25 protein-coding genes and 1 tRNA gene are annotated in these 26888 nt (G+C 69.1%); 7 read left to right on the top strand and 19 right to left on the bottom strand.

What is annotated here, in order from left to right; all coding sequences use genetic code 11:
- Nucleotides 1-3: 3 nt before the first annotated feature.
- From QM728_RS06360 to QM728_RS06335, 6 genes are read right to left on the bottom strand one after another with little or no spacing between them, the layout of a single operon-like run.
- The gene (locus QM728_RS06360) at nucleotides 4-837 is read right to left on the bottom strand and encodes an amino acid ABC transporter permease (protein ID WP_415031195.1); all 834 of its coding nucleotides are present in this window, start codon (nucleotides 835-837) and stop codon (nucleotides 4-6) included.
- A 2-nt stretch (nucleotides 838-839) separates the two neighbouring features.
- Nucleotides 840-1721, bottom strand: coding sequence for an ABC transporter substrate-binding protein (locus tag QM728_RS06355; RefSeq protein ID WP_415031194.1), 882 nt, complete (start codon nucleotides 1719-1721; stop codon nucleotides 840-842).
- Complete coding sequence (polA, locus tag QM728_RS06350) at nucleotides 1721-4498, bottom strand: DNA polymerase I (RefSeq protein ID WP_415031193.1); 2778 nt, start codon at nucleotides 4496-4498, stop codon at nucleotides 1721-1723. The genes QM728_RS06355 and polA overlap by 1 nt, the downstream gene beginning before the upstream one ends.
- Nucleotides 4499-4536: 38 nt before the next feature.
- Nucleotides 4537-5007 carry a phage tail protein gene (locus QM728_RS06345; protein ID WP_415031192.1) on the bottom strand — a complete coding sequence of 157 codons (471 nt, stop codon included), beginning with the start codon at nucleotides 5005-5007 and terminating at the stop codon, nucleotides 4537-4539.
- Nucleotides 5008-5020: 13 nt separating this feature from the next.
- Nucleotides 5021-6271, bottom strand: a complete 1251-nt coding sequence (locus QM728_RS06340; RefSeq protein WP_415031191.1) for a branched-chain amino acid ABC transporter substrate-binding protein — start codon at nucleotides 6269-6271, stop codon at nucleotides 5021-5023.
- Nucleotides 6272-6279: 8 nt separating this feature from the next.
- Complete coding sequence (locus QM728_RS06335; protein WP_415031190.1) at nucleotides 6280-6885, bottom strand: ANTAR domain-containing response regulator; 606 nt, start codon at nucleotides 6883-6885, stop codon at nucleotides 6280-6282.
- A 79-nt stretch (nucleotides 6886-6964) separates the two neighbouring features.
- Between QM728_RS06335 and QM728_RS06330 the strand changes: the two genes are divergently transcribed.
- The 7 genes from QM728_RS06330 to QM728_RS06300 all read left to right on the top strand — a co-directional run bounded on the left by QM728_RS06330 (nucleotide 6965) and on the right by QM728_RS06300 (nucleotide 11693).
- Nucleotides 6965-7041 (top strand) — tRNA-Leu (locus tag QM728_RS06330).
- Nucleotides 7042-7117: 76 nt separating this feature from the next.
- Nucleotides 7118-7384: a hypothetical protein gene (locus tag QM728_RS06325; RefSeq protein WP_415031189.1), complete on the top strand. Its 267-nt coding sequence runs from the start codon at nucleotides 7118-7120 to the stop codon at nucleotides 7382-7384.
- A 1-nt stretch (nucleotide 7385) separates the two neighbouring features.
- Complete coding sequence (locus tag QM728_RS06320) at nucleotides 7386-9053, top strand: redoxin domain-containing protein (protein WP_415031188.1); 1668 nt, start codon at nucleotides 7386-7388, stop codon at nucleotides 9051-9053.
- A gap of 98 nt (nucleotides 9054-9151) precedes the next feature.
- Nucleotides 9152-9739: a YdcF family protein gene (locus QM728_RS06315; RefSeq protein WP_415031187.1), complete on the top strand. Its 588-nt coding sequence runs from the start codon at nucleotides 9152-9154 to the stop codon at nucleotides 9737-9739.
- Nucleotides 9740-9832: 93 nt separating this feature from the next.
- Nucleotides 9833-10375 carry a pyridine nucleotide-disulfide oxidoreductase gene (locus tag QM728_RS06310; RefSeq protein ID WP_415031186.1) on the top strand — a complete coding sequence of 181 codons (543 nt, stop codon included), beginning with the start codon at nucleotides 9833-9835 and terminating at the stop codon, nucleotides 10373-10375.
- Nucleotides 10372-10941: a pyridine nucleotide-disulfide oxidoreductase gene (locus QM728_RS06305; RefSeq protein WP_415031185.1), complete on the top strand. Its 570-nt coding sequence runs from the start codon at nucleotides 10372-10374 to the stop codon at nucleotides 10939-10941. Before QM728_RS06310 ends, QM728_RS06305 begins: the two co-directional genes overlap by 4 nt.
- Before the next feature lie 17 nt (nucleotides 10942-10958).
- On the top strand, nucleotides 10959-11693 hold the full coding sequence (locus QM728_RS06300; protein ID WP_415031184.1) for a hypothetical protein: 735 nt from the start codon (nucleotides 10959-10961) through the stop codon (nucleotides 11691-11693).
- A gap of 6 nt (nucleotides 11694-11699) precedes the next feature.
- Here QM728_RS06300 and QM728_RS06295 read toward each other — a convergent pair whose 3' ends face one another.
- The 13 genes from QM728_RS06295 to infB form a co-directional block, all read right to left on the bottom strand.
- Nucleotides 11700-13529: an AMP-dependent synthetase/ligase gene (locus QM728_RS06295; RefSeq protein WP_415031183.1), complete on the bottom strand. Its 1830-nt coding sequence runs from the start codon at nucleotides 13527-13529 to the stop codon at nucleotides 11700-11702.
- Between the two features lie 113 nt (nucleotides 13530-13642).
- On the bottom strand, nucleotides 13643-15565 hold the full coding sequence (locus QM728_RS06290) for an ABC transporter ATP-binding protein/permease (protein WP_415031182.1): 1923 nt from the start codon (nucleotides 15563-15565) through the stop codon (nucleotides 13643-13645).
- A complete protein-coding gene (locus tag QM728_RS06285; protein ID WP_415031181.1) occupies nucleotides 15562-16194 on the bottom strand; it encodes a hypothetical protein in 633 nt (210 codons plus the stop codon). Before QM728_RS06285 ends, QM728_RS06290 begins: the two co-directional genes overlap by 4 nt.
- Before the next feature lie 69 nt (nucleotides 16195-16263).
- Nucleotides 16264-17154: an acyl-CoA thioesterase II gene (locus tag QM728_RS06280; protein ID WP_415031180.1), complete on the bottom strand. Its 891-nt coding sequence runs from the start codon at nucleotides 17152-17154 to the stop codon at nucleotides 16264-16266.
- 23 nt (nucleotides 17155-17177) lie between these two features.
- Nucleotides 17178-18083: a tRNA pseudouridine(55) synthase TruB gene (truB, locus tag QM728_RS06275; protein ID WP_415031179.1), complete on the bottom strand. Its 906-nt coding sequence runs from the start codon at nucleotides 18081-18083 to the stop codon at nucleotides 17178-17180.
- A complete protein-coding gene (locus QM728_RS06270; protein WP_415032843.1) occupies nucleotides 18084-18755 on the bottom strand; it encodes a 4'-phosphopantetheinyl transferase family protein in 672 nt (223 codons plus the stop codon).
- A gap of 32 nt (nucleotides 18756-18787) precedes the next feature.
- Nucleotides 18788-19774, bottom strand: coding sequence for a metallophosphoesterase family protein (locus QM728_RS06265; RefSeq protein ID WP_415031178.1), 987 nt, complete (start codon nucleotides 19772-19774; stop codon nucleotides 18788-18790).
- A gap of 31 nt (nucleotides 19775-19805) precedes the next feature.
- Complete coding sequence (locus QM728_RS06260) at nucleotides 19806-20630, bottom strand: class I SAM-dependent methyltransferase (protein WP_415031177.1); 825 nt, start codon at nucleotides 20628-20630, stop codon at nucleotides 19806-19808.
- Between the two features lie 2 nt (nucleotides 20631-20632).
- On the bottom strand, nucleotides 20633-21400 hold the full coding sequence (locus QM728_RS06255) for an esterase/lipase family protein (RefSeq protein WP_415031176.1): 768 nt from the start codon (nucleotides 21398-21400) through the stop codon (nucleotides 20633-20635).
- Nucleotides 21401-21430: 30 nt separating this feature from the next.
- Nucleotides 21431-22738 (bottom strand): MATE family efflux transporter, encoded by a 1308-nt coding sequence (locus QM728_RS06250; protein WP_415031175.1) that lies wholly within the window; start codon nucleotides 22736-22738, stop codon nucleotides 21431-21433.
- Nucleotides 22739-22752: 14 nt separating this feature from the next.
- Nucleotides 22753-23724 carry a DHH family phosphoesterase gene (locus QM728_RS06245; protein ID WP_415031174.1) on the bottom strand — a complete coding sequence of 324 codons (972 nt, stop codon included), beginning with the start codon at nucleotides 23722-23724 and terminating at the stop codon, nucleotides 22753-22755.
- Nucleotides 23721-24179, bottom strand: a complete 459-nt coding sequence (gene rbfA, locus QM728_RS06240) for a 30S ribosome-binding factor RbfA (RefSeq protein WP_415031173.1) — start codon at nucleotides 24177-24179, stop codon at nucleotides 23721-23723. The genes QM728_RS06245 and rbfA overlap by 4 nt, the downstream gene beginning before the upstream one ends.
- 42 nt (nucleotides 24180-24221) lie before the next feature.
- Nucleotides 24222-26870 carry a translation initiation factor IF-2 gene (gene infB, locus QM728_RS06235; protein ID WP_415031172.1) on the bottom strand — a complete coding sequence of 883 codons (2649 nt, stop codon included), beginning with the start codon at nucleotides 26868-26870 and terminating at the stop codon, nucleotides 24222-24224.
- Nucleotides 26871-26888: the final 18 nt, after the last annotated feature.

The following is a 26888-nucleotide window of genomic DNA, read 5'->3' as shown; positions in this document are numbered from 1 at the left end:
CCGTCACCGTGCCACCCCCTTGCTGAAGTGCTTCTCCAGGTAGTGCTGGCCGACCATGAGCACGCTGGTGGCCACCAGGTACCAGGTCGACGCGACCAGCAGCAGCGGGATCGGCTGATAGTTGACCCCGGAGATGTCGCGGGCGCGTCCGTACAGCTCGAGGGTGAACGGCACGGCGGCGACGAGGCTGGTCGTCTTGAGCATGCTGATCACCTCGTTGCCGGTGGGCGGGATGATCACGCGCATGGCCTGCGGCAGAACGGTGCGCCGCATCGTCTGCGACCACGTCATGCCCAGCGCCGTCGACGCCTCGACCTGCCCCAGACCGACCGACGCGACGCCGGCGCGGACGATCTCCGCCATATAGGCCGCCTCGTTGAGGCCGAGGCCGATGACGGCGAACAGGAAGGCCGCGTTGAGCGCCTGCACGTCGAGGTGGGCGAACTGCACGACGAAGGGAATGCCGATGTCGATGTGCTTGTAGATCGACCCGAACAGCCCCCAGAACACGAGCTGGACGTAGACCGGGGTGCCGCGGAAGATCCACACGTACACCCAGGCGCTGTACTTGAGGACCGGGTTGTCGGTCAGCCGCATCACCGCCAGGGTGACGCCCAGGACCACGGCGATGGCCATCGCCAGCACGGTGAGCAGCAGCGTGTAGCCGAGCCCGGCGAGGATCCGGGTGTCGAAGAGGTACTTCGCGTAGGTGCCCCAGCGGTACGCGGCGTTGGTCGCGGCGCCGTAGAGAAACAGCCCCACGACACCGAGCACGACGACCGCGGCGAACCATTGGCCGGGTTTGCGCAGCGGGACGGCTTCGATCTGCTGATCCATCCCTACTCCTTCGCGCCGTTGATGACCGCGGCGGTGATCATCCCGGCGTCCATGCCCCAGTGTCGGGCAATGGTCGCATAGTGGCCATGGTCGATGAGGAACTGCAGCGCGTCGCGCAACGCGGGTCCGAGGGTCGACCCCTGGGGCACCGGGATGCCGTAGGGCGCCGAGGCGTAGACCGGTCCGACGGATTCGAGCTGTCCGTCGGTCTTGCGGACCGCGTACGCGGTGACCGGCGAGTCGGCGGCGAAGGCGTCGACCTGGCCGAGGAGCAGTGCGTTGACAACCTCGTCCTGGCCGGTGAACTTGATCTTGCGGATCGCCGGCCGCCCAGCCGATTCGCACGCCCGCGACTTCGCCGGCACGTCCTGGGTGTCCTGCACGGTGGTCGCCTTCACCCCGACGCGTCGGCCGCACGCGGTCTCCGGCGTGATGGTGTCGCCGCTGCGGCGGGCCCATTGGACGCCGGCGGAGAAGTAGTCGACGAAATCGACCTGCCGCTGACGCTCCACGGTGTCGGTGAAGGCGGCGATGCCCGCGTGGAAGGTGCCCGCCTGGATCGCGGGGATGATCTTGGCGAACTCCGCCTCGACGACCCGCGGTCGCAGGCCGACGACCTTGCCGAGCGCGTTCAACAGGTCGATGTCGAAACCGATGATCTCGCCGCGACGGTTCTTGAACTCCAACGGCTGGTACGGGCCGGTGTTTCCGACGATCAACACGCCACCCGCCCGGATGTCGGCGGGAATCTGCGCGGCGATCGCCGGCTGGACCGCGACGTCGACGGCGATCGGCCCGGTGTCGTACGCCGATTCGTCATTGGTGCAGGCGGCGGCCACCACAACGACCGCCAGCAGCGCGACCAGCACCCGCACCGGGCGCATCAGTGTGCCGCGTCGTCCCACGACCGGCCGAAGCCGACCGAGACGTCCAGCGGCACCGACAGGCTGATCGCGTTGCCCATCTCCTCGCGGACCAGGGCCTCGACGGCTTCGCGCTCGCCGCGGGCCACTTCGAGGACGAGCTCGTCGTGGACCTGCAGCAGCATCCGGCTGCGCAGCTGCTCCTCGGCGAGGCGGCGGTGGACATTGATCATCGCGACCTTGATGATGTCGGCGGCACTGCCCTGGATCGGGGCGTTGAGCGCCATCCGCTCGGCCGCCTGGCGGCGCTGCCAGTTGTCGCTGTTGAGGTCGGGCAGGTACCGGCGACGGCCGTAGACGGTGGCCGTGTACTCGTTGCGGCGGGCGATGTCGACGACGTTGTGCAGATAGTCGCGCACGCCGCCGAAGCGGGCGAAGTAGGCCTCCATCTGCTCCTTCGCCTCGTCACGGCTGATGCCCAGCTGCGCGGCGAGGCCGAACGCCGACAGCCCGTAGGCGAGGCCGTACGACATCGCCTTGACGCGGTGGCGCATCTCCGGGGTGACCCCGTCGACGGGGACGCCGAAGGCGCGCGCACCGACGAAGTTGTGCAGATCTTCGCCGCTGTTGAACGCCTCGATGAGGCCGTCGTCCTCGGACAGGTGGGCCATGATCCGCATCTCGATCTGGCTGTAGTCGGCGGTCATCAGGCACTCGAACTCGGCGTCGTCGGCTCCGCCGCCGGTGGCCGGATTGGCGGCTCCGCCGCCGGTCACGATGAAGCCGCCCCGGATCTGTCGCCCGGCGGGCGTGCGGACCGGGATGTTCTGCAGGTTCGGGTCCGTCGACGACAGCCGGCCGGTGGCCGCGATCGTCTGGTTGAACGTGGTGTGGATGCGGCCGTCGGGTGCGACGGACTTGAGCAGCCCCTCGACCGTGATCTTGAGCCGCGTCGCGTCGCGGTGGTCGAGCAGGTGCTCGAGGAACGGGTGCCCGGTCTTCTCGTACAGGCCCTGCAGCGCATCGGCGTCGGTCGTGTAGCCGGTCTTGGTCTTCTTCGTCTTCGGCATCTCGAGCTTGTCGAAGAGGATCGTCTGCAACTGCTTGGGCGAACCGAGGTTCACCTGCTCGCCGATCACGTCGTACGCGGCTTCGGCGGCCGCGCGCACGCGCTCGGCGAACCCCTCCTCCAGCGTCGTGAGGTGGTCGGTGTCGACGGCGATGCCGGTGGCCTCAAGGTCGGCGAGGACGAACAGCAGCGGCAGCTCGACGTCGGCGAGCAGGTCGCGGGAGTGGATCTTGTCCAGTTCCGCGTCGAAGGCGGTGGCGAGCTCGGCGACGGCCTTCGCCGCGAGCATCAGCTCCTCGGAGCGCTTGGTGTCGTCGACGTCGCCGTCGAGCAGCGAGAGTTGGCCGTCATCGGGGGCCGCGCTGTCCACCCGCAGCTCGCGGCGCAGATAGCGCACGGCGAGGTCGTCGAGGTTGAAGCTGCGCTGCCCGGGGCGGACCAGGTAGGCGGCAAGCGCGGTGTCGCTGCTGACCCCGGCCAGTCGCCAGCCGCGGCTGCGCAGCGCGTGAAAGGCCCACTTGGCCTCATGCAGTGCTTTGTCGGCCGACGGGTCGCCGAACCATTCGGCGAGCGCCTCCTCGTCGGCGGGACTCATGGTGACCGGGTCGATGAAGGCGCACGCCTCGTCGCCGGCGGCGATGGCGATGGCCTCGACGTCGGAGTCGACGACCCGCTGCGGGCTCTTGACCATGACCCCGCTGCGGCCGCTGCGCGCGTGCGCGTCGAGCCACGCCTTGACCGCGCCGGCGGCGAGGGTTTCACCGTCGAGGTCGAACCCGGCGTCGGCCTCGGGTTCGGCCGACGACAGCGTGTTGAACAGTCGGTCGCGCAACACGCGGAACTCGAGGTCGTCGAAGAGTTTGTGGATGGCTTCGCGGTCCCATCCGACGAGGCCCAGTTCGTCAGGTCCGGCGTCGAGCTGGACGTCGCGCACCAGCTCGGTGAGCTCGCGGTTGGTCAGCACCGACGAGAGGTTCGCGCGCAGCGCGTCGCCGACCTTGCCGCCCACCTCGTCGACGTGGTCGACCAGCCCGTCCAGCGACCCGTATTCGCGGATCCACTTGGCCGCGGTCTTCTCGCCGACGCCGGGGATGCCGGGCAGGTTGTCCGACGGGTCGCCGCGCAGCGCCGCGTAGTCGGGGTACTGCTTCGGCGTCAGCCCGTACTTGGCCTCGACCTCCTCGGGGGTGAACCTGGTCAGCTCGGAGACGCCGCGCTTGGGGTACAGGACCGTCAGTTCGGGGTCGACGAGTTGCAGGGCGTCGCGGTCACCGGTGACGACGAGGACGCGAAAGCCCTTCTCCCGCGCCTGCGTGGCGAGCGTGGCGATCACGTCGTCGGCCTCGAAACCGTCGACGGCGAACACCGGGATGCGCAGCGCGCCGAGGACTTCCTTGGTCAGATCGACCTGGCCCCGGAACTCGTCCGGCGACTTGTCGCGCTGGGCCTTGTATTCGGGGAACTTCTCCGAGCGGAAGGTCTGGCGCGACACGTCGAAGGCCGCCGCGATGTGCGTCGGCTGCTCGTCGCGCAGCAGGTTGATCAGCATCGACGTGAAGCCGTAGACGGCGTTCGTGGTTTGTCCGCCGGCGGTCTTGAAGTTCTCGGCGGGGAGGGCGAAGAAGGCGCGATAGGCCAACGAGTGGCCGTCGAGGAGCATGAGCAGCGGGCGCTCGTCGCCCGACGGTGCGGCGGCGGAGGACGGGGCGGACTTCTGCGCGGGGCTCACGCCGTCAACTCTAGTGGCGATGTCCGACGCCGCGGACGTCACCAGGGGTAGTCGGCCTTGAACGCGAAGTAGGAGCCGCGGATGGTGCCGGCGAGCTTGGAGCGCTGCTTGGCGAACTTGAACTTCTCGGCCAGTTCGTCGGGCACGTCCATGCCCTCGGACAGCTTGAACCCGACGGCCCGCTTCTTGGGGTCGTCGCGGTCGTACATCACGTTGATCGACAGCCCGCTGCGGTAGAAGAGGTAGGCCAGGTGCAGGCGGTCAACGTCGAAGGCGGATGCTTCGAGGACGGGCGAGGCGATGACGATGTCGCGCTCGGTCTGCAGGATGTTCGCCACCCACGCGACGGTGTCGGCGGCATCGGCGGCGGGTTCGACGACGAGGACGTGGTCGAACTTGTTCTTGAGGAAGCGGGCCTCGTTGGCGCGCAGACCGGCGAGCGCGTCGGCGACCGGCGACGATTCGAGCCCGACCGTCGAGACGTCGGTGAAGTCGACCGTGTACCCCATCTGTCCCCCCTCGCTAGATCGGCAGCCCGACCTTGTAGAGCCAGACGTTGTTGCCCAGCAGTTCGCCGGTCGGCGCCCAGCTGTAGTGCCGCGACACCCCGTCGCCGTCGTAGTTGGCGACGAAGTCGCGCAGCTTGCCGCGGGTCTGCCGACCCGACGCGATGCCGCGGATGACGATGGTCGCCAGGTCGTAGGCCTCCAGCGCGTAGCGCACCGGCGGCATGCCGAACTTCGTCGTGTAGTCGCCGGCGAAGGTGGTCGGGTCGGGGGCGCACGAGCAGGACATCTCGACCTCGGGCGCGGCCTGGTTCGCCAGCGCCAGAAACTCCAGGTTGTTCGACTCGTCTCCGGCGGAGAACTGGATCTGCGGCAGGGCCTTCTTCAGCGCCAGCGCCAACGGCCCGGCGTCGCGGGCGGTGCCGGCGAAGAAGACGCCGTCGGCGAGGGCCTTGGTGATCGCGGCGAGGCGGGGCGCGTAGTTGAGGTCGCCGCGACGGGCGCTCACCGCGCAGTCCTTCACCGCCGACTTGCCGAGTCCCTGGCTGACCGCGCGGGCCAGCGAGGCGCTGCCGTCGGTCTCGTCGGAGATCACGCAGACGCGCTTGCGGCCGGACGCGGCGAGGTAGCGGCCCATCGCCTCGCCCTGGATGTCGTCGTTGTTGACGCCGCGGAAGAAGGTCTGCCAGTCCTTGTCGGTCAGGGTGGGCGCGGTCGCCGACGGGCTCAGCGTCACCAGTCCCGCCTTGTGGAAGACGTCGCCGGTCTCCATGGCGTCCGACGACGTCAGCGGCCCGATCACGGCGACCACGTTCTTGTTACCGGCGAGCTTGCGCGCCTGGTTCGTGGCGGTGACCGTGTTGCCCTTGGAGTCGACCTGGGCCAGCACGAGTTGGCAGCGCGGGTTCTTAGCGTTGTGCTTCTCGACGGCCATCTGCACGCCCTTGGCGATGCCGGCGCCGTCGATGCCCTCCTTGCTGGTGAGGTCGCCGGCGACCGCGATCGTCAGACGCCGGCACACGGCCTTGCCGGTTCCGGCGGGATCGGCGGGCTTGGCCGGCAGCGGCGCGTCGTACTTCTTGCCCTCGAGGTTCAGGTGGGCGACAGGGTGAATGGCGAGGTCGAGCGCCGACGGCATTTCCTTGGGGGTGCCCGACGCCGATGCCGCGGGCGAGGCGTCGTCGTCGGAGGTCGCGCATCCGGTCAATGCCAGGGCGGCACTGAGGACGAGCGCAGTCGCCGCCGAAACGCGTTGCCGTGTCCGCATCGTTCCCCTTAGGACTGGACGTTCTCGATGACCACTTCGGCCACCTGCTTCATCGTGGTGCGACGGTCCATCGCCGCGCGCTGGATCCACGCGAAGGCCTCCGGCTCGGTCATCGCGTGCTGACTCATCAGCAGGCCCTTCGCGCGGTCGATCAGCTTGCGGGTGGCGAGCGTCTCGGTGACCGAGTCGACCTCGGCCTCCAGTGCGGCCAGTTCGCGGTAGCGGCTGACCGCCAGCTCGATGGCCGGGGTGAGGTCGGCTTTGGAGAACGGTTTGACCAGGTAGGCCATGGCACCGGCGTCACGGGCCTTCTCGATGAAGTCGCGCTGGCTGAACGCGGTCAGCATGACGACCGGCGCCAGGCGCTTCTCGGCGATCTCGGTGGCGGCGTCGATGCCGTCGCGCACCGGCATCTTGATGTCCATGATGACGAGGTCGGGCTTCAGGCTCTCGGTCAGATCGACGGCGATCTGGCCGTTGGGCGCCTCGCCGACGACCTCGTAGCCCTCTTCCCGAAGCATCTCGACCAGATCCATCCGGATCAGCGAGTCGTCCTCGGCGACCAGAACCCGGCTGGGCGATCGGTCCTCGGTGGCCACGGGCGTCCTTTCCATCGGCACAAACGCTAGGGATAAGAGACTACCGGCACTCGCTGGCAACCCGCGCGATTGATCCACTAAACTCAGTGGTCGCGCCCTCGTAGCCCAATTGGCAGAGGCAACGGATTCAAAACCCGTCCAGTGTGAGTTCGAGTCTCACCGAGGGCACCACGACAGCTGTGACTGCAGTCACATCGGCGTACGCTTGGTTGGGGTACGAGGGCAAACACCGACCGAGGAGGCCACCATGGCCCAGCTGACAACCACCCGCCGCATCGTGGCCGGCGCCGCCGCGACCGCCACCCTGTTCATCGGCGTCGGAGGACTCGTCGCCTCCACCGCCGACGCCGCACCCAAGATGGGCACACCCTGCGGGCCCAACAAGGTGACCACGACGATCGGCACCTGTGCACCGATCAACTCGTCGTGCACCGGCTACGACTCGATGATCATCGGACGCGTCGACAGCACCGGCCGTTGCGTGATCCCGGGGATGAACGGCACGACCTGGTGACGTGACGCTCCTGCTGGTCGGCTTCATCGGCGGACTCCTCGCGGGGGTGTCGCCGTGCGTCCTGCCGGTCCTGCCGGTCATCCTGCTCGGCGGATCGTCGTCCCGATCGCGTGCGCTCGCCATCGTCGCGGGGCTGGCACTCAGCTTCGCGCTGATCACCCTGTTCGGCACGCTGCTCCTCGCGGCACTGCACCTGCCGTCGTCGCTCTTGCGCTGGCTCGGGCTCGGCGCCCTCGTCCTGCTCGGCATCTCGATGCTCGTCCCACCGGTCGAGCGACTGTTGGAGCGGGCATTCCAGTGGATCCCGCAGCGCGAGGTCGTGACGCGGGGTTCGGGCACGCTCGGCGGCTTTGTCCTCGGCCTCGCGCTGGGCGCGGTGTTCGTGCCGTGCGCCGGCCCGGTGCTGGCGGCGATCGCCGTCGCCGGTGCAACCGGAACTATCGGGCGCGAGACCGTCCTGCTGACCCTGGCGTTCGCCGTCGGCGTGTCCCTGCCCCTCCTGGCGATCGCCCTCGCGGGCACCAAGCTGACCACCCGGGTGCAGGCGCTGCAACGCCACCAGCGTCTGGTGCGCGGGATCGCCGGCGCGACGGTGATCGCACTGGCCCTCGCCCTCACCTTCGACGTCACCGGGGCGATCCAGCGCCGCATCCCCGACTACACCAGGTCGCTCGCCGAACCCCTCAAGGCGCGCATCCCCGTCCCCGCTGCGGCCGGCAACGGCTCGCTGCGCACCTGCCAGGAGGCGGCCTTCAACGGCACCGACGACGGTCTGGCCGACTGCGGCCGCGCCCCCGAGTTCACCGGTATCTCTCAGTGGTTGGACGGCGGGCCGCTGAGCATGGCCGACCTGCGCGGCAAGGTCGTCCTCGTCGACTTCTGGGCCTACTCCTGCATCAATTGCCAACGTGCCCTCCCCCACCTCGAAGGCTGGTGGAAGCGGTATGAGCCGGTCGGCCTACGCGTGGTCGGCGTGCACACCCCCGAATACGCCTTCGAGCACGACGTCGCCAATGTGCGGGCCGGCGCGGACAAGCTCGGCCTGACCTTCCCCCTCGCCATCGACAACGACTACGGCACGTGGAAGGCGTACCAGAACGTGGCGTGGCCGGCCGAGTACCTCGTCGACGCCACCGGCATCATCCGCCACGTCACCCTGGGCGAGGGCGAGTACGACCGCACCGAGTCCTACGTGCGCGCGCTGCTGTCCGCCGCCAATCCCTCCGTCACTCTGCCCGATCCGGTGAGCCTGCCCGACCAGACCCCGACCGACAAGCGGCGCACGCCCGAGGCCTACCTCGGCGCCGAGAAGCAGCAGATGTACGACGGCACCGGGGCGTACACGGAAGGTGTGGCGACCACCTTCGCCGACACCGGGAAACCCGCGCTGAACCGGTACCGGCTCGGCGGCAGCTGGAGCGTCTCCGACGAGGCCATCACCGCCGGTCCGGGTGCGACGATCACCCTCACCTACCGGGCGCGCGAGGTGTACCTCAACGTCGCGGGCACGGGGACGCTCACCGTGTCCGGCGACCGCGGCAACCGCACCGTCGGCGTCTCCGGTCCGCCGGACATCCGCACCGTCGCCAGCAGCCCGGATTCGCAGGAGTCGACCATCACCATCGCCGTGTCCCCCGGCCTCACGGCCTACTCGTTCACCTTCGGGTGAGCCGCCAACATCTCGATCCCGCATCCCCCCGATTCCAGGATCGACACCTCCAGCCCACGGTCAGGGAATCACCAGGATCGGCCCCTACACTCGACTCCATGCGTTTGCGACTCGTGTTTTCTGCTGCCCTGCTCGCCGTGGCGACAATGCTCACCGGCCTGGTCGGCACCTCGGCCCACGCCGCTCCGGCGGGCCCCGGCTCCTCCGGAAGCATGGACTTCGGCAGCTCCGGCAACGACGCCTTCGGGCGCGCCGGGACCTTCCTGTGGCAGAACCCCGCCGGCCGCTACATCGTGGTGCTCGGCGCCAAGCAGGGCACCTACGGTCAGACGCCCGCCATCCTGAACCGCCGACTCAGCAAGGCCGCGGCCCTCGGTCGCACCCACCCCTTCAACCGGATCATCGTCTCCGGCGGCGAGACCTGGTGGCTGCCCGTCTCCGAGGCCCAGTTCATGAACGTCGGCCTGATCCAGCGCGGTATCCCGCCGCACCAGATGGTCAACGAGGGCAAATCGCGCAGCACCGTGCAGAACGCCGCCTTCACCGTGAAGATGCTCAAGCGGATGGGTGCCGACGGCGCCGTCATCGTCACCAACGGCTTCCACATGAAGCGCGCTATCGGCAACTTCCGCTCGGCCGCCAAGGCGCAGCGAGCACGCCTCACGTTCGTGCCCGCGTACGCGTAGGCGGTAGTCCGGCCAAGCGGTTTCCAAGGCGGGTCCAAGCCGTCGGCGACAGCCTTGCCGTGTCCCATTCAGACACAGCACAAAGGATTCGCCATGACCAACCACACCTCCGCCGTCGTCCGTCGTACCGCCGCCGTCGCGGCCTGCGCCGGGCTCGCCCTCTTCGGCACCGCCTGCCACGTCTCGATCGGCTCGACGCCGATCCACAAGGCCTCCGACATCACCGCCGGCGACTGTTTGACCATCGACGGCGGCACCGGCAAGACCAGTGTCGACGCCAGTAAGAGTGACTGCGGCGCCAACGGCAAACTGACCTTCTACGCCGCCGAGACCGTTCCGACGGGCGGATCGTGCAGCGGCAGCAACTCCGCGACGATCAACTTCGACAAGGACGCCAACAAACTCTGCATGACGCCCAACTTCTCGGCGGCCAACTGCTACCAGATCCCGATTCCCGGCGGTCGCCTCGCCGACTACCGCAAGGTCGACTGTGACGCGACCGCGGTCGGTTCGACCGTGATCGCCCGCCTGGAGACCCGTGCCGGCTCGGACATCGCCTGCACCCGGGAGCAGACCAAGTGGTCCTTCGACAAGCCGCAGTCGATCGGCTACTGCCTGAAGGAAGTCGTGGCGTGAGCGAGGAACACCTCGCCACTGATCGCTCGGCGCCCGGGCGGCTCGCCGCCAGCGCCGTCCTGACGGTCACGGCCTGCGCGGCCGCACTCGGCCTCATCGCCGCGTGCGGCCCCGCGGGGTCGCCGATCACCCGCGCCGCCGACGTCAGCGCGGGCGATTGCCTCACCGTGCGCGACGGACTGTTCGACGCCCGCAAGAGCGACTGCGACGGCTCGGACCGGGCCACCTTCTACGTGGCCGAGTCCCTGTCCCAGCGGGGCGACTGCGACCTCGACACCTCCTCCTACCTGTTCGAGGGGATGTCGTTGGACTTCGACGGCACGGGCGAGAAGCTCTGCCTGACGCCGAACCTCACGGTGTCGCACTGCTATCAGGTCCCGCTCCCGGCGGGCCGGCTCCCCGACTTCCGGCAGGTCGGGTGCGACGCACGGGCGGCGCAGTCCACCGTCGTCGTCCGCCTCGTCGAACGGGCCGAGTCCGATGTCGTGTGCACCGGCGACACCATGAAGTGGTCGTTCACCAAGCCCGCGTCAATCGGTTACTGCCTGCGCGAACTGGATTCCTGACGACTACGATTCGCGTCATGAACCGCACCGCGACCATCGCCGCCATCCTGTCCACCGCCGTGGCGCTGGGCACCACCGCGTGCACGACCACCACCGAGGACTCGTCCTACGCGGCGTCGCTGACCGCGGCGGTGTCCGCACCGATCGTCGAGGAGGCGTGGACCGAGACCCCCGTCCGCGACATCGGCCGCATCGGCCAGTGGATGATCGCCGCCGACGGCAAGGTCGCCAACTGGCTGGGCATGACCCGCGACGGCAAGCCGTTCCACGAGCCGATCAACGTCATCTTCGTCGACGCCGGCGCCCGCAGCGGCGAGGACGCGAAGGCGCGGCTCGTCGACGCGATGACCAAGGCGGGCTATCCGGAGCGCACCGGGCACAGTGCCGGATACCGGGGCATCATCGACGGCCAGCTCTACAGCCAGTTGCCCGAGCGCAAGGACCACGCCTTTTCCACCCACCCGTTCCCCGAGGACAACAACCACGGTCGGATCTTCGGGCCGGCCAAGACCGACGCCGGCTGGGTGTTCGTGGGCGCGCTGAGCCGCGAGGACGTCGACTACAAGCACGCACCGCCGCAGCACGTGTACGACTCCTTCAACCGCGCGCGCGACGATCTCGCCGCCGCGCTCGACGGCAAGGGCTTCTACCGGCGCGGCGAGACGGTGCCGATGAACAACGCCGACGGCCCCGGCGCGCCGTTCACCACCGGCGACCACGACGGCAACGCCGTCGTGGTGCGCGCCAAGTAGCCCGGGCTACCGCAGGTCGACGACGCCGCTGCCGGCCGGGTCGGAGTACAGCGCGACGATCTCGTTCGCGTACTTCGTGTTGATCGGATTGCGGCGGAGCTTCATCGTCGGGGTCAGTTCCTCGCCGCCGGGCTCCCACGGCTGGTCGACGACGACGAAGCGCTTGATCTGCTCGACGCGCGACAGTTTGGCGTTGCCCTGCTCGACGGCCGACTTCACCTCGGCCACCACGTCCGGGTGGGCGGAGATGGCCGCCAAGTCGGTCTCGTCGAGACCGTGCTGGTGCGCCTTCACCGCGGCGATGTCCGGGTCGAGGACGACGAGGGCCGTCACATACGGCTTGCCGTCGCCGATCGCGACGATCTGCCCGATCAGCGGCGAGGCGGCCTTGATCGCGTTCTCGATGTTCGTCGGCGCCAGGTTCTTGCCCGATTCGTTGATCAGCAGTTCCTTCTTGCGATCGACGATGGTGACGTTGCCGTCGGGTGCGATCTGCGCGACGTCGCCGGTGGCGAGCCACCCGTCGGCGTCGATCGTCTCGGCGGTCTTGTCCGGCTGGTTGCGGTAGCCGGCCATCACGACGGGCCCGCGCACGAACAGTTCGCCGTCGTCGCCGAGCTTGACCTCGACCCCGCGCACCGGGCGGCCGACCGTGCCGATCGCCAGATTGTCCTCGGCGGTCATCGTCGAGACGCCGGTGGTCTCCGACATGCCCCACACCTCGAGCACCGGGATGCCCAGGCCGAGGAAGAACTTGAGCACCTCGGGCGGGATCGATGCCGCACCGGAGGCCGCGACGTTCATCGCGTCCATGCCGATGCCGGCGCGCACCTTGGACAGGACCAACTTGTCGGCGAGGCCGTGCTGGATGCCGAGGAGCCCCGACGGCGACTTGCCCTGCAGCCGCAGATCGGCGACCTGGTCGCCGACGCCGACGGCCCAACCGGCGAGTTTGCTCTTCACCCCGCTCGACTCTTCGGCGAGCTTGGCCTCGATGCCCGCCTTGATCTTCTGCCAGACCCGGGGCACACCGAAGAAGAACGTCGGCCGCACGTCGGGCAGCGCCGCGGCGATCGCGCGCGGGTCGGGCTCGCTGGTGATCTGCGGGCCGCGGATCATGTTCGTGGCGTGGTTGGAGACGCGGTCGGCGATGTGCGCGGCCGGTAGGTAGGACAGCAGCCGGTCGTCGAGGCCGACGTCGACGATCTCCTGCAGCGCGGTCAACTCGGCGACGATGTTGCGGTGGGTGATCTCGACGCCCTTCGGCGGACCGGTGGTCCCCGAGGTGTAGATCAGCGTCGCAAGGTCGCCGGGCTGGACGGCCCGCCAACTCGCCTCGAAATCAAATCCCTTCGGCGCCGGCGTCTTCTCGACGTCGGCGAGCGAGGTGGTCCCCGTGCCGCCGTCGACGCTGACGATCGTCTGCACGCCGGTCTTGGCCGCGGCGAGCAGCGGCAGGAACACCGATTCGGTGATGACGACGGTGTTGCCGGCGTTGCCGAAGAGGTATTCGATCTGCTCGGGCGAGCTGGTGTTGTAGATCGAGAACGGGGTGGCGCCCAGGTGCAGAATCGCGGTGTCGACGAGGTGGAATTCGGGACGGTTGGTCAGCATGATGCCGACGGTGTCGCCGCGCTTGACGCCGAGTGCGGCGAGGCCGGAGGCAATCTTCTCCACACGCTCGCCGTACTGCTTCCAGGTGATCTCGACCTTGCCGCCGACGGTGCGCAGCGCCACCCGACCCGGGTCCAGTTTGATGGTCTCCTGGAAGCCCTCGGGCAACGTCGAGATGGCTTTGCCGGAGGCGTGCGGGTACGTGATCAGTTCGTCGGCCATGGCCATCCCCTTGCGGTTTCAACAGTGAGTTGAGGCAACCGTAATCGGGTGGGCCCGGGGTCGGGACCGGTTCAGGTAAAGAATTGGTAACCGGCGCGAAGAAGCTCGATGACCTACACCTTCGCCGGGATGTCGGAGAGTTCCCAAGCTCCCTTGCCGCGCAGGACCAACTCCTTGGTGTGATGCTGCTCGGTCGCCGGCCGGTGGCTGATCGAAAGCAGAATCGTCTCGGGCAGCCGGGTGCGGACCAGGTGGTACAGCGAATACTCCAAGCCTTCGTCGAGCGCCGAGGATGCCTCGTCCAGGAACACAACCTTGGGCTTGGACAACAGGACGCGCGCAAAGGCGATGCGCTGCTGCTCGCCGGGCGAAAGAACCTTGGACCAATCCTGGTCTTCGCCGAGCCGGTCGACCAGGTGCGGCAGCGACACGTCGACCAGCATCTGCTTCAATTCGTCGTCGCTGAATCCGCTCGGCGGGGCGGGGTAGGTGAGCACGGCGCGCAGGTCGGTCAGCGGCAGGTACGGCACTTGAGACAGAAACAGTGTATCGGTGCCGCCCGGCCGGATGAACGTCCCCGTGCAGTAGGGCCACAGGCCCGACAACGCGCGGAACAGCGTCGTCTTACCGGTTCCGGAGCCGCCCTTGACCACTAGCGCATCGCCTGGGACCAGCTTCAGCGACAGATCCTTGATCAGTAGTTCCCCATTGGGCTTGTCCACAGTCACCTTCTCGAGGACAACCTCGTCGGGCCCGTCGACAGTAGCGATTACGGGCAGCTCACGGGCTTCCTTGTCCGCCTTCTGCAGGCCGTCCAAACGGATGATCGATGCCCGCCAACGAGCGAAGTCGTCGTACATGTCTCGGAAGAAGGAGAGCGAGTCACTCAGATTGCCGAAGGCGCCAGCAGTCTGGGAGAGCTGTCCCAGCGTCACCTGCCCGGTGAAGAACCGGCCGGCCTGGATGACCCAGGGCAGAATGTTCGACACCTGGCCGACACCCCAGTTCCAACCGTTGAACATGATCTGCCGGTACGTGATGGCCCAATAGTTCTTCACCACGGCGCGGAACAGTGCCATCAGGTTGCGCTGCTCGACCTGCTCACCGGAGTAGAGCGCAATATTCTCGGCGTTCTCGCGGACACGGACCAGGCCGAAACGGAAGTTCGCGCTGAGGCGGAATTTGAGGAAGGTCAACCGAATCAATGGGCGGCCGAGCCAGACAGCGACGACCGTGGCCACGAAGATAAACATCATCAGGAGGAAGACCATCGCGTGGCCTAGCTTGTACCCGAAAATGTCCAACGGCCCGGACAAGCCCCACAGCATGCCGGTGAAGGTGATCATCGTGACAGCCGCGGGGATGACACCCGAGGCCCCTCCACCGCGGCCGAACACAAACTGGTGGGTCCAATAGACCAGGTTCTCGATGTCTTCCTCGATGCGCTGGTCGGGGTTGTCCGGACCCATGGTCGTCTCGCCGCTGGTGCCCTTGACCTCGATGAATCGGTTCCGGTAGAAAGCCCGCTCGCCGAGCCAGTCCTGGCTGATGTGGCTGGTGAGCCACGCGCGCATGCGGATGTCGAAAGCCGCGCCGATCCACCACTCACTCATGCCGCGCAAAATATAAATGGTGGCCAGCACGCCGAAGATCTTGAGCGACGTCCAAAAGGCCGTGCGTGCAGGTTCAATCCGCTCCGCAAGCGACAGACCGTCGCCCTTCGACTTATCGAGAATCGCCGATCCTGCTTGCAGCGAGTTGTACATGTCCAGGCTCTGGTAGGTGAACAACACGTTCAACCGCACGGCGAAAATGGAGTAGATCAGCAGGACGATGATGAGCGTCCAGGTCAGCGGTGCCGACTCGCGCTCGGTGAAGAAGTTGCCGGCCACCCGCCAGAACTGCTGGCCCCACTTAGTGAACTTCACCAGCAGGAAACAGACCACGACCATGGCGACGAAACACACCGCCGACACCCACAGCACCCAGACGATCGAGGCCTGGAGCTCATTGCCCCAGTCGCGACCGGTTGTCACCGTTCACCACCCGTGACCGGCACGACCGGCACGTAGGCACCCTTCACCAGCGAGGCGGTGGTGACGAACTGCGGAGCGCTGTCGCCGATGCGGACGTTGTACCCGACGGCGTCGCGGCGCAGCTTGTCGAACTTGAACGGCAGGTGGCAGCGCGCCACGGTCTTGCCGGGGTGGTCGGCGTCGGGCACCTGCACGGTCTTGGCCGCTTCCAGCCGGGTGGTCAACACCTTGTCGGTCTTGTCCGACCAGGCCGTCACCGGGGTGCCCTCCTCGGCCGACGCGTCGGGGGTCAGCTTGGTGTTGCAGGGGACGATCACCCCGCCGTGACCCTTGACCGTCGAGGTCTTCAACGCGGAGCTGACGATGAACCCGGTGATCACGATGGCGATCACGCCGAGCAGCCAGAGCGCGCCGCCGACGCCGGTGAGCGAGGTGATCAGCGTGCGCGTCCGCTGCTGCCAGTCGCGGCGCGGCAGGTACGGGCCGGGGGTCAGCCACAACTGCGGCGTCCCGGTGACCGCAGGCGTCACCGACGGCCCCTGGCCCGGCTCGGGCGCCCCGCCGGGGACGGACGGGACCACCGACGGCGGTGCGGGGATGGTCGGGTCGTTCTGGTCGTGCGGCTCCACGCTGCGACTACTCCTTGGCGGTGGTGGCAATTCCGATCAGATTACCGTCGGATGCGGCAGATCGTCGGATCAACCCTTGGGCGGGAAATACTTGATCAACGCTTCCTGGACGACCGAGGTCGCCAGGACGCCGTCGCGGGTGAAGAACCGGCCCGAGCCGATGCCGCGCGAACCGGCCGCGACGGGCGACTCGGTGGCGTACAACAACCACTCGTCGAAGCGGAATTCGCGGTGGAACCACATCGAGTGGTTGACCGTCGCGGCGAAGAGTCGGTCGATCCCCCACGACAGTCCGTGCGTGGTGATGATCGAGTCGAGCACGGTGGTGTCCGAGGCGTAACACATCGCCGCGACGTGCCAGATCGGATCGTCGGGGAGCTTGCCGTCGGTGCGCATCCACACCCGGTTCTTCAGCAGCTTCTCCCCCGCTTCGCGCACCTTCCAGGTGGGGTCGTTGGCGAAGCGGATGTCGATCGGGTGCAGCGCGTTGACGAACAGCGCGATCTGGTCCTCGTAGCCCTTGAAGTGCTCGCCCAGCTCGGGCAGCTCCTCCGGGTAGGGGACGCTCGGGCTCTCGATGGCGTGCTCCAGGCCCTTGGTGTTGTCCTGGAAGGCGACGAGCATCGTGAAGATGTCCTCGCCGTCCTGGCGGGCAGTGACCTGCCGGTTGGCGAACGGCTTGCCGTCGCGCAGTCGGGTGATGTGGTACTCCATCGGCTTCGCCACGTCGCCGCCGCGGATGAAGTGGGCGTGCAGCGCGTGCACCGGCGGGTTGCCGCGGGTGAGCGAGCGCGTCGCCGCGACGACCCCCTGGCCGAGGAGCTGACCGCCGAAAGTGCGGGCGGTCTTCTGCTCCGGGTGCTGGCCGATGTAGACGTCTTCGTCGCGCTGCTCCAAATCGAGCAGCTCGAGCAGCGCGTCGAGATCCTTGGACCGGCCTGCGGCGTCGTCAGCAGTCATGAGGACAGCCTAGTAAGTGCTGCTCAGCGCAGCGTCGCCGGGCGCACCACCATCACCGAGCTCGCCCGGCGCCCCTTCTCGCGGACGAGCGCGATCGGCCGGTCGTCGGGGTCGATGACGACGTAGACGCCGGACATGCCGATCGGGTCGAGCCAGCGCCCCTGGCTGATGCCCTCGGCCTCGTCGGCGCTGATCTGCCGGTGCGGGAAGGCGATGCGGGCGGCCTCGTCGATGTGCAGGCTCAACTGCGGGTCGGCCTCCAACTCGGCAAGCGTGCGGGCGCGGGAGAGCGTGAACGGTCCGACGGCCGTCCGGCGCAGCGCGGTGAGGTGACCGCCGACGCCGAGCGCGGCGCCCAGGTCTCGCGCGAGCGCCCGGATGTAGGTGCCCGACGAGCAGTCGACTTCGACGTCGAGGTCGATGACGCCGGGTGCGCGGCGGGTGTCGAGGATGTCGAAGCGCGACACGGTGACCGCGCGCGCGGCGAGTTCGAAGTCCTCGCCGTCGCGGGCCAGGGCGTGGGCCCGCTTGCCGTCGACCTTGATCGCGGAGAACGTCGACGGCACCTGCTCGATGTCGCCGGTGAGCACCGCGACGGCCGCGGCGATCTCCTCGTCGCGCACCCCGTCGGCCGCCAGCGCGGCGGTGACCTCGCCCTCCGCGTCGTCGGTGGTCGTGGCGACGCCGAGCCGGATGGTCGCCGTGTAGGACTTGGTCGTCAGCGACAGCAGCCCCATGAGCTTGGTGGCGCGCTCGATGCCGACGATCAACACTCCGGTGGCCATCGGGTCGAGGGTGCCGGCGTGGCCGACGCGCCGGGTGTTGAACGCCTTGCGGCACTTGCTGACCACGTCGTGGCTGGTGATGCCGGCGGGTTTGTCGACGACGACCAGGCCCGCGTTCTCCAGGTGGGCGTGCTGCTGCGTCATCTAGCGCAGCGCGATCGTCGTCGTGATGAATCCGCGCGCGATCAGCCATCGGCCGGGCAGCTCGAGCAGCGGCGGACCGCCGTCCCGCGTCGCCCCGTCGATGAGGATCCGGGAGACGAAGGTGCCGTGCGCTCCCCCGCCGCCGAGCTCGCCCTGCTGCTCGAACGTGATGTGCGCGTCCTCGAAGCCGAGCCAGCGGTGCGTCAGCGGGAACCACGCCTTGTAGGTGGTCTCCTTGGCGCAGAACAGCAGTCGGTCCCAGTGCAGCCCGTCGGGGCGCTGCGCCAACACGTCGCGCTCCTCGGCGATGCTGGTCAGGTCCAGCACCCCGTCGGGCAACGGCTCGTGCGGCTCGGCGTCGATGCCGAGCGAGCGGATCTGCATCGCGTAGGCGACGATCGCGGCGCGGTAGCCGTTGGTGTGGGTGATGCTGCCGACGACGCCGTCGGGCCACAGCGGCATGTCTTTCTCGCCGCGCATGATCGGCACCGGGTCGACGCCCAGCTCGCCGAGCGCGGTGCGGGCGCAGGTGCGCGCGGTGATGAACTCCTTGCGGCGCTTGTCCACCGCGCGGCCGATCATCGACTCTTCGGCGGGCAGCGGCGCGAGGCCCTCGGGATCGCCGAACGCCTCCGCGGACGCCACCCCCGACGGCAGGATCGGCGCGATCATCGTGCGCGTGGAGATCTCGGGTGCCGGATCGCTCACGACTGTCCTTTCGTGTCCTGGGTCTTGTCCCGGGCGCGCTGCTCGAGGCGGGCGCGGCGCTCTTCGAGCCGCTTGCGCAGCGCCTCGGCGCGCTCCTGGTAGTCGGCGGGCACGGTGAACCGCGCACCGTGTTCATTCAGGTCGTCGGGTGTCCCGTCGGGCACGATCGCCCGCATGAGCGGCTCGGGCAGGCCGCGCCGCTTCCACTCGCGCGGGTAGCCGACCGACACCTCTTCGAATCGCACGCCGTCGTAGTAGGTGGTCCGCGGAATGTGCAGGTGTCCGTAGACGCAGCACGCCGCGTTGTACTTCACGTGCCAGTCGGCGGTCAGCTCGCTGCCGCACCACAGCGCGAACTCGGGGTACATGAGCACCTCGGTCGGCTCGCGGCGCAGCGGCCAGTGGTTGATCAGGATGGTCTTCTCCGACGGGTCGAGGGCGTCCAGCCGCTGCTGCGTCGCCTCCATGCGCGCCCGCCCCCACGCGTCACGCGTGCCGTAGGGCTCGGGTGAGAGCAGGAACTCGTCGGTCGCGACGACGTTCCGCTCGCGGGCCAGGGCCAGCGCCTGCAGCGCGGTCGACGTCCCCTCGGGGCGGAACGTGTAGTCGTAGAGCAGGAACATCGGCACCACGCGCACCGGATCGCCGCCGTCGCCCGGGTCGAACAGCGGGTACATGTCCTCGGGCGTGATGACGCCGAGGTCGCGGGCCATCTGCACCAGGTAGTCGTAGCGGGCGACGCCGTGGATCTGCAGCGGGTCCTTGGCCGTCGTATACAGCTCGTGGTTGCCCGGCACCCAGATGACCGTCGCGAAGCGGGCGGCCAGACGACGCAAGACGTCGGCGATGTCGTCGGTGCGCTCAGCGACGTCGCCGGCGACGATCAGCCAGTCATCGTCGGCTGCGGGGTGGATGTCGTCGACGATGTGCTCGTTGCCGCGGTGGGCCACGTGCAGATCACTGATCGCCCAGAGCGTTGCCATAACGCTCAGTCTGCCAGAGCGCGGCGGCCGGTCAGTTCGGCGTCGCCGGCTCCGGGACGCACTCGAAGACGTTGAAGCGGTAGGACTTCGGGACCGGGAAACGACCCATCGCCGACGTGAACAGCCGCATCGACGTCGACCACGTCTGCCGGGCCGCGGCCGGGGGATGCGCGAAGTTGTACGACGCGATCAACTTCAGCCCGCAGTCGGACAGCTCGGCCGGGTCGTCACACGCCCAGTAGAAGCGCGCCGAGAGCTGGTCGTACACCTTCGTCTTGTCCTGCATGTCGACCATGCCCTGCCCCGCGGTGTCGAAGGCGAACAGCGCACCGGGGAACGCCGACGCGATCGAGCGCAGCGTCTGCTTCACCCGGTCCTCGGGGAAGTACATGAGCACCGCCTCACTGATCAGCAGGACGGGCCGGTCGCGGTCGATCGCCGAGTACCAGTCGGTCTCGTGGATCGACCCGACGCGCTGGGTGTACCGCTCACCGTCGGCGATGAACTTGCGCCGCAGCGCCATCACGTCGTCGAGATCGACGTCGAGCCAGGTGACCCGGCCGTTGTCGAGCCGCTCGAACCTGGTGCTCAGCCCGCACCCCAGGTCGACGACCGTGCCATCGGGATGGTCGGCGAGGAAGTCGGTCACGATCGCGTCGAAGATCGACGCGCGCAGGACGGACCCGGCCGTGTTGGACCGGCGGTGCTTGGCGAAGTCGTAGTCGATCTGCTCGACCATCTCCGCGGCACGCTCGTCGTGCAGGATGCTCGTGCGCCGGCGGGCGTCCTGTGCCCGGCCGTACAGCGGGATGAGCAGGGTCTCCTGAACGTCGCCCAGCGATACCTGCTCCCCCATGATCAGCGCCGCTTCGGTGCCTTGTAGCCGGGCGCGTCGGGCAGCAGCTGGTTGGCGGCGCTGACCGAGCCCTCGGGGGCGTCGACGAAACGGCCGAGACACTGGCCGCGCAACGATGCCGCGGTCTTGTCCCAGATCCCGCGGATCAGCGGTTCGGCGGTGTGATCGTAGCCTACCGGCACGCCGTTGATCGGGACGGGGGTCACGCGGCACTGCCCGCCGTCGAGGTCGCCGGTGGCGTACTCGTGGGTGCTGCGGATCCGGTAGTACTTGGTCGGTCCGGGGGTGTCGTCGCCCGCATTCAGTGCATTGATGAACGAGGTGCCCGGGCAGTTCTCCTTCGCGATGTCCGCGGTGCAGGAGGCCGGCGAGCCGTACTGCGCGGTGCCGATCGCCACGTACGTCGCGACCTTGGCGGCGCCGCCCATTTGCTTGAGGTACCAGCGTGTGCTGATGCCGCCGATGCTGTGGCCGACGAGCGCGATCTTGTCGCCCGGGTGGGCGCGGCGGGTGCGCTCGACGGCACCGGCAATGATGCGCGCGTCCTTGCGCAGGTCGGTGCCGGCCAGATCGAGGACGGTGGTCGGGAAGCCGCGCGAGGTCAGGTTCTGAGCCATCGAACCGTAGGCCGACGTGAGGTTCATGCCACCGACCGATTGCCCCGGAGCCAGGATGACCCGGGTAGTCGAGGCGGCATCGGCCGGAGCGGCGAGGACGGCGCCGGCGGCGACTGCGCCGCAGGCCATGGCGAGGGACGTCTTCTTCAGCATGGCGATGAGGATACCCTAAGACGCCCAAGGTTAGGCTGGCCCACCCTGGTGCGCCCAGGCGTTGCCCCGATAACGCCACCACACCGCGGCCAGGCGCGCCAGCATAAACACGCAGAGCCCGGTCCAGATGCCGGCCAGGCCCCAGCCCCAGATGTGCGACGCCCAGATCAGCGGCAGGAATCCGACGAGCGCGGCAGCCAGCGTCGCCGTCCGCAGATAGGCGGCGTCCCCCGCACCCAGGAGGACCCCGTCGAGGGCGAACACGATCCCGGCGAACGGCAGTATCGCGACCAGGAACCACCACGGCGTCGCGATCGCACCCAAGACCGCGGTATCGCCGGTGAAGATCCGCGGCATCGCCGACGACCCCAGTGCCAGCACCCCGGCGATGCCGACCGCGACCGCCGTCGACACCACGACGACCCGCCGCGCGACGGTCCGCGCCTCGTCGCTGTTCTTCGCGCCGAGCGCGGCTCCGACGAGCGACTGTGCCGCGATGGCCAGGGAGTCGAGCAGCAGCGCGAGGAACTCCCACACCTGCAGCACCACCTGGTGGGCCGCCACGGCTGCGACGGAGTGGCGCGCGGCGACCGCGGCGGCGGAGACGAAGCAGAGTTGGAACGACGCGCTCCGGATGATCAGATCGCGGCCCACGACCAGTTGCGCACCGATGATCCCGCGGTCGGGCCGCCAGCCGACGCCGGCGCGCCGCGTCTCCCGGGCGAGGGCGGCCAGGAACAGCACACCGGTGACCGACTGGCCGACGACGTTGGCCCACGCGCTGCCGGCCAGGCCCAGCCGCGGCAGCGGGCCCACGCCGTGGACCAGTCCCACGCACAGCAGCGCGGCCAGTGACAGTCCCACCACGACGTTGACGATCGGGGCGCGGGTGTTCTGCACGCCGCGCATCCACCCGTTGCCGGCCATCGACACCAGGATCAGCGGCACGCCGAAGATCGCGATGCGCAGCCAGTCCGCCGCATCTGCCGCAACGTCGGCGTCGGGCACCAGGGCGCGCATCATCCACGGGGCTGCAACGCAGCCCGCCACGACGATCACCAGGCCGACGGCGAGCGTGATCCACGTCGCCTGCACGCCCTCCGCCACCGCGCCGTCGCGGTCGCCCTCCCCGAAGCGTCGGGCCGAACGGGCCGTCGTGCCGTAGGCCAGGAAGGTCAACTGGGTGCTCAAGATCGCCAGCACCAGCGTGCCGACGCCGAGCGCGGCGAGCTCGTGCGCACCGAGCCGTCCGACGACGGCCAGGTCGAGCATGAGGTAGAGCGGCGGCGCGACGAGCACGATCAGCGCGGAGAACGCGAGGTCGGCTATGCGGCGCACCAGGTGACCTGCTTCTAGCGCACGTCGGCACCCACCGCGCGCAGCAGCGCGGCGGTCACCTCGTCGGCCGTGCCCTCGATGCTGTAGCCCGACGCCCGGATGTGTCCGCCACCGCCGAAGTGGCGCGCGATCGCAGTGACGTCGACGGTGTCCTTGGAGCGCAGCGAGACATTCCAGCGCCCCGGCTCCGACTCCTTGAAGACGGCCGCGACCTCGGCATCCTCCGCGGTCCGCACCAGGTCGATCAGCCCCTCCGACTCGTCCCACTCCATCGACGAGAGCAGTGCGTGCGGGACCGTCGAATAGACGAGGCCGGCACCGTCGCAGGCGGATTGGACGAGCTCCGCGTCGGCCAGCACCGCGCTGGCGACGTGGAACCACGCGAACGGGTGGCTGTCGAGGAGTCGGCGGCTCCAGGTGGCCCCGTCGACTCCCGCCTCGAGCAGCCGCGTGGCGACGCCGAAGGACGCCGGCCGCGCCCACTTGAAGGACCCGGTGTCGGTGACCAGGCCCGCGTAGACGCACGTGGCGATGGGCTCGGTCAGTTCGACGCCGAGTTCGTCGACGATCTGCAGGACCAGCGACGCCGTGCAGTCCGACGACGGGTCGATGAAGTCGAGCGTGCCGAAGCCCGAGTTGGACACGTGGTGGTCGATGACGATGCGCCGCTCTGCCCGGCCGAAGACCTCGCCGAGCTCCTCGAGTCGTCCGAGTGTCGCGGCGTCGACCGACACAGCCACCGGATGACCGGCCACCTCGCCGGCCGGCACCAGCAGGTCGGCCCCGGGCAGCGCCGCCATCGCCGCGGGCAGCGACAGGTCGCCGGGATAGGCGACCTCGACGGTCATGCCCAGTGCGGCGAGCGCCTGACCGAGGGCCAGCCCGCTGCCGAGCGTGTCCGGATCGGGCCGGACGTGGCACAGGATGGTGACCGCATCCGCGCTGCGCAGCGCGGCGGCCACGTCGGCCGCGGTGGCCGTCGTCACCGGTCCGACTCGCCGCCGTGGGATTCGTCGTCCCGGTACGGGTCGGCGTCACCGGCCGGCTTGGCACCGGCGCGCTGACGCGCCACGAGCTCGTCGTTGGCGCGGGCGCGGGCGACTAACTCCTCCATCTGGCGGGCCGCGTCGGGCACCGTGTCCAGTTGGAAGGCGAGAGTCGGTGTGAACCGCACCCCGGTGCCGGCGCCGACGAGCGAGCGCAGGTGGCCGGTGGCCTTGGCCAGCGCCGCCGCGGCACCCGCGTAGTCGGGCTCGGCGTCGAGCGATTCGCCCAGCACCGTGTAGAACAGCGTCGCGTCGTGCAGATCGCCGGACACCCGGGCGTCGGTGATCGTCACGTGCGCGAGCCGCGGATCCTTGATCTCCCCCGAACCGATCGCTGAGGCGACGATCGAGGAGATCCGCTTGGCCAGCCGGGCCGCGCGAGCCTGGTCCACCATGTTGAGCCGCCTTTCGCGGAGGAGGTTGCGCCGGGGTCTCCCCTAGTCGCGCGCCTTCTCCTGCAACTCGTAGCTCTCGATGACGTCGCCGACCTTGATGTCGGAGTAGGTCAGCGTCAGACCGCACTCGAAACCGTCGCGGACCTCGGTGACGTCGTCCTTCTCGCGGCGCAGCGACGAGATCGTCAGGTTCTCCGCCACCACGACGTTGTCGCGGAGCAGGCGGGCCTTGGCGTTGCGCTTGATCAGGCCGTCGCTGACCATGCAACCGGCGATGTTGCCGACCTTGGACGACTTGAAGATCGCCCGGATCTCGGCGTGGCCGAGCTCCACTTCCTCGTAGATCGGCTTGAGCATGCCCTTGAGCGCGCTCTCGATCTCGTCGATCGCCTGGTAGATGATCGAGTAGTAGCGGATCTCGACGCCCTCGCGGTTTGCCCGCTCGGTCGCCTTGCCCTCGGCGCGGACATTGAACCCGATGATGATCGCGTCCGACGCCGCAGCGAGGTCGACGTTCGTCTCGGTGACGCCGCCGACGCCGCGGTCGATGACCCGCAGCGAGACCTCGTCGTCGATCTCGATGCCGAGCAGCGCCTCTTCGAGCGCCTCCACGGTGCCCGAGTTGTCGCCCTTGAGGATCAGGTTCAGCTGGCTGGTCTCCTTGAGCGCCGAATCCAGGTCCTCGAGGCTGATCCGCTTGCGGCTGCGCGCGGCCAGGGCGTTGCGCTTGCGGGCCGCGCGGCGGTCGGCGATCTGCCGGGCCGTGCGGTCCTCCTCGACGACGAGCACGTTGTCACCCGCACCCGGCACCGACGTGAAGCCGATGACCTGGACGGGTCGCGACGGGAACGCCTCTTCGACGTCCTCGCCGTGCTCGTCGACCATGCGCCGCACGCGCCCGTAGGCGTCGCCGGCGACGATCGAGTCGCCGATGCGCAGCGTGCCGCGCTGGATGAGGACGGTGGCGACCGGGCCGCGACCACGGTCGAGGTGCGCCTCGATCGCGACGCCCTGGGCGTCCATGTCCGGGTTGGCGCGCAGATCCAGCGATGCGTCCGCGGTCAGCAGGACCGCTTCCAGCAAACCGTCGATGTTGGTGCCCTGCTTGGCCGAGATGTCGACGAACATGGTCTCGCCGCCGTACTCCTCGGGGACGAGGCCGTACTCGGTGAGCTGGCCGCGGATCTTGGACGGGTCCGCGCCCTCCTTGTCGATCTTGTTGACCGCGACGACGATCGGCACGTCGGCCGCCTGCGCGTGGTTCACGGCCTCGACTGTCTGCGGCATGACGCCGTCGTCGGCGGCGACGACCAGGATCGCGATGTCGGTGGCCTTCGCACCGCGGGCACGCATGGCGGTGAACGCCTCGTGGCCCGGGGTGTCGATGAAGGTCACCAGGCGGTCCTCGCCGTTGAGGCTGGTGTTCACCTGGTAGGCACCGATGTGCTGGGTGATGCCGCCGGCCTCGCCCTCGCCGACATTCTCCTCGCGGATCGTGTCGAGCAGTCGGGTCTTACCGTGGTCGACGTGGCCCATGACGGTGACCACCGGGGGCCGCGACGCGAGGTCGTCCTCCCCGCCGTCGTCCTCGCCGTAGGTGAGGTCGAAGCTCTCCAGCAGCTCGCGGTCCTCGTCCTCCGGGCTGACGACCTGGACGACGTAGTTCATCTCCGAGCCGAGCAGCTCCAGCGTCTCGTCGTTGACCGATTCGGTCGCGGTGACCATCTCGCCGAGGTTGAACAGCGCCTGGACCAGCGAGGCCGGGTTGGCGTTGATCTTGTCGGCGAAGTCGGACAGCGACGCGCCGCGGGCCAGACGAATGGTCTCGCCCTGGCCGTGCGGCAACCGGACGCCACCGACGCTCGGAGCCTGCATCGAGTCGTACTCTTGCCGCTTCTGCCGCTTGGACTTGCGCCCCTTGCGCGGGGCACCGCCGGGACGGCCGAAAGCGCCGGCGGCACCGCCGCCACGACCACGACCGCCGCCACCGGGGCGACCGCGGAAGCCGCCGCCGGGAGGACCGCCGGGTGCGCCGCCGCCGCCGGGACCGCCGCGGTAACCACCGCCGCCGCCACCGGGACGACCGCCGCCGGGACCACCGGGACCACCACGACCGGGACGGCCGCCGTCGGGGCGGGCCGAACGGGTGGGCATGGCACCGGGGTTCGGGCGCGGCGGCATGCCGCCGGGGTTGGGTCGGGGACCGCCGGGACGCGGTCCGCCCGGACCGGGAGCGCCGCCGGGCCGCGGGCCCATCGGGCGCGGTGCCGGAGCGGGCGCCGACGAATACGGGTTGTTGCCGACGCGCGGGGCGCGCGGGGCAGCCGCCGGGCCGGGCTTGGGGCCACCGGGACCAGCAGGGGCGCCGGGGACGGCCGGACGGGCCGCCGGAGGCGCAGCCGACGCGGCGGGCGCCTCGGGGGCCGGGGCGGCCGGCTCGGCGGGCGCGGGCGCTGCGGGCGCAGCCGGCTTGGCGGCGGCCTTCTCGGCCGGCGCCTTCTTGGGGGCCTCGTCGGCCGGGGCCGACTCGGGCTTGGGGAATGATTCGCGAAGTCGCCGGGCCACCGGGGCCTCGACGGTCGACGACGCGGACTTGACGAACTCGCCCTGCTCTTTGAGACGTTCGAGCACCTGTTTGCTCGTCACGTTCAGCTCTTTGGCCAGTTCGTGCACGCGGGCCTTGCCTGCCACTGCTCTCCTCACTTGGAG

The organism is Gordonia sp. (in: high G+C Gram-positive bacteria), from assembly GCF_047602025.1.
In the GTDB taxonomy this organism is placed as follows: domain Bacteria; phylum Actinomycetota; class Actinomycetes; order Mycobacteriales; family Mycobacteriaceae; genus Gordonia.
This window is presented reverse-complemented; position numbering and strand designations above follow the sequence as displayed.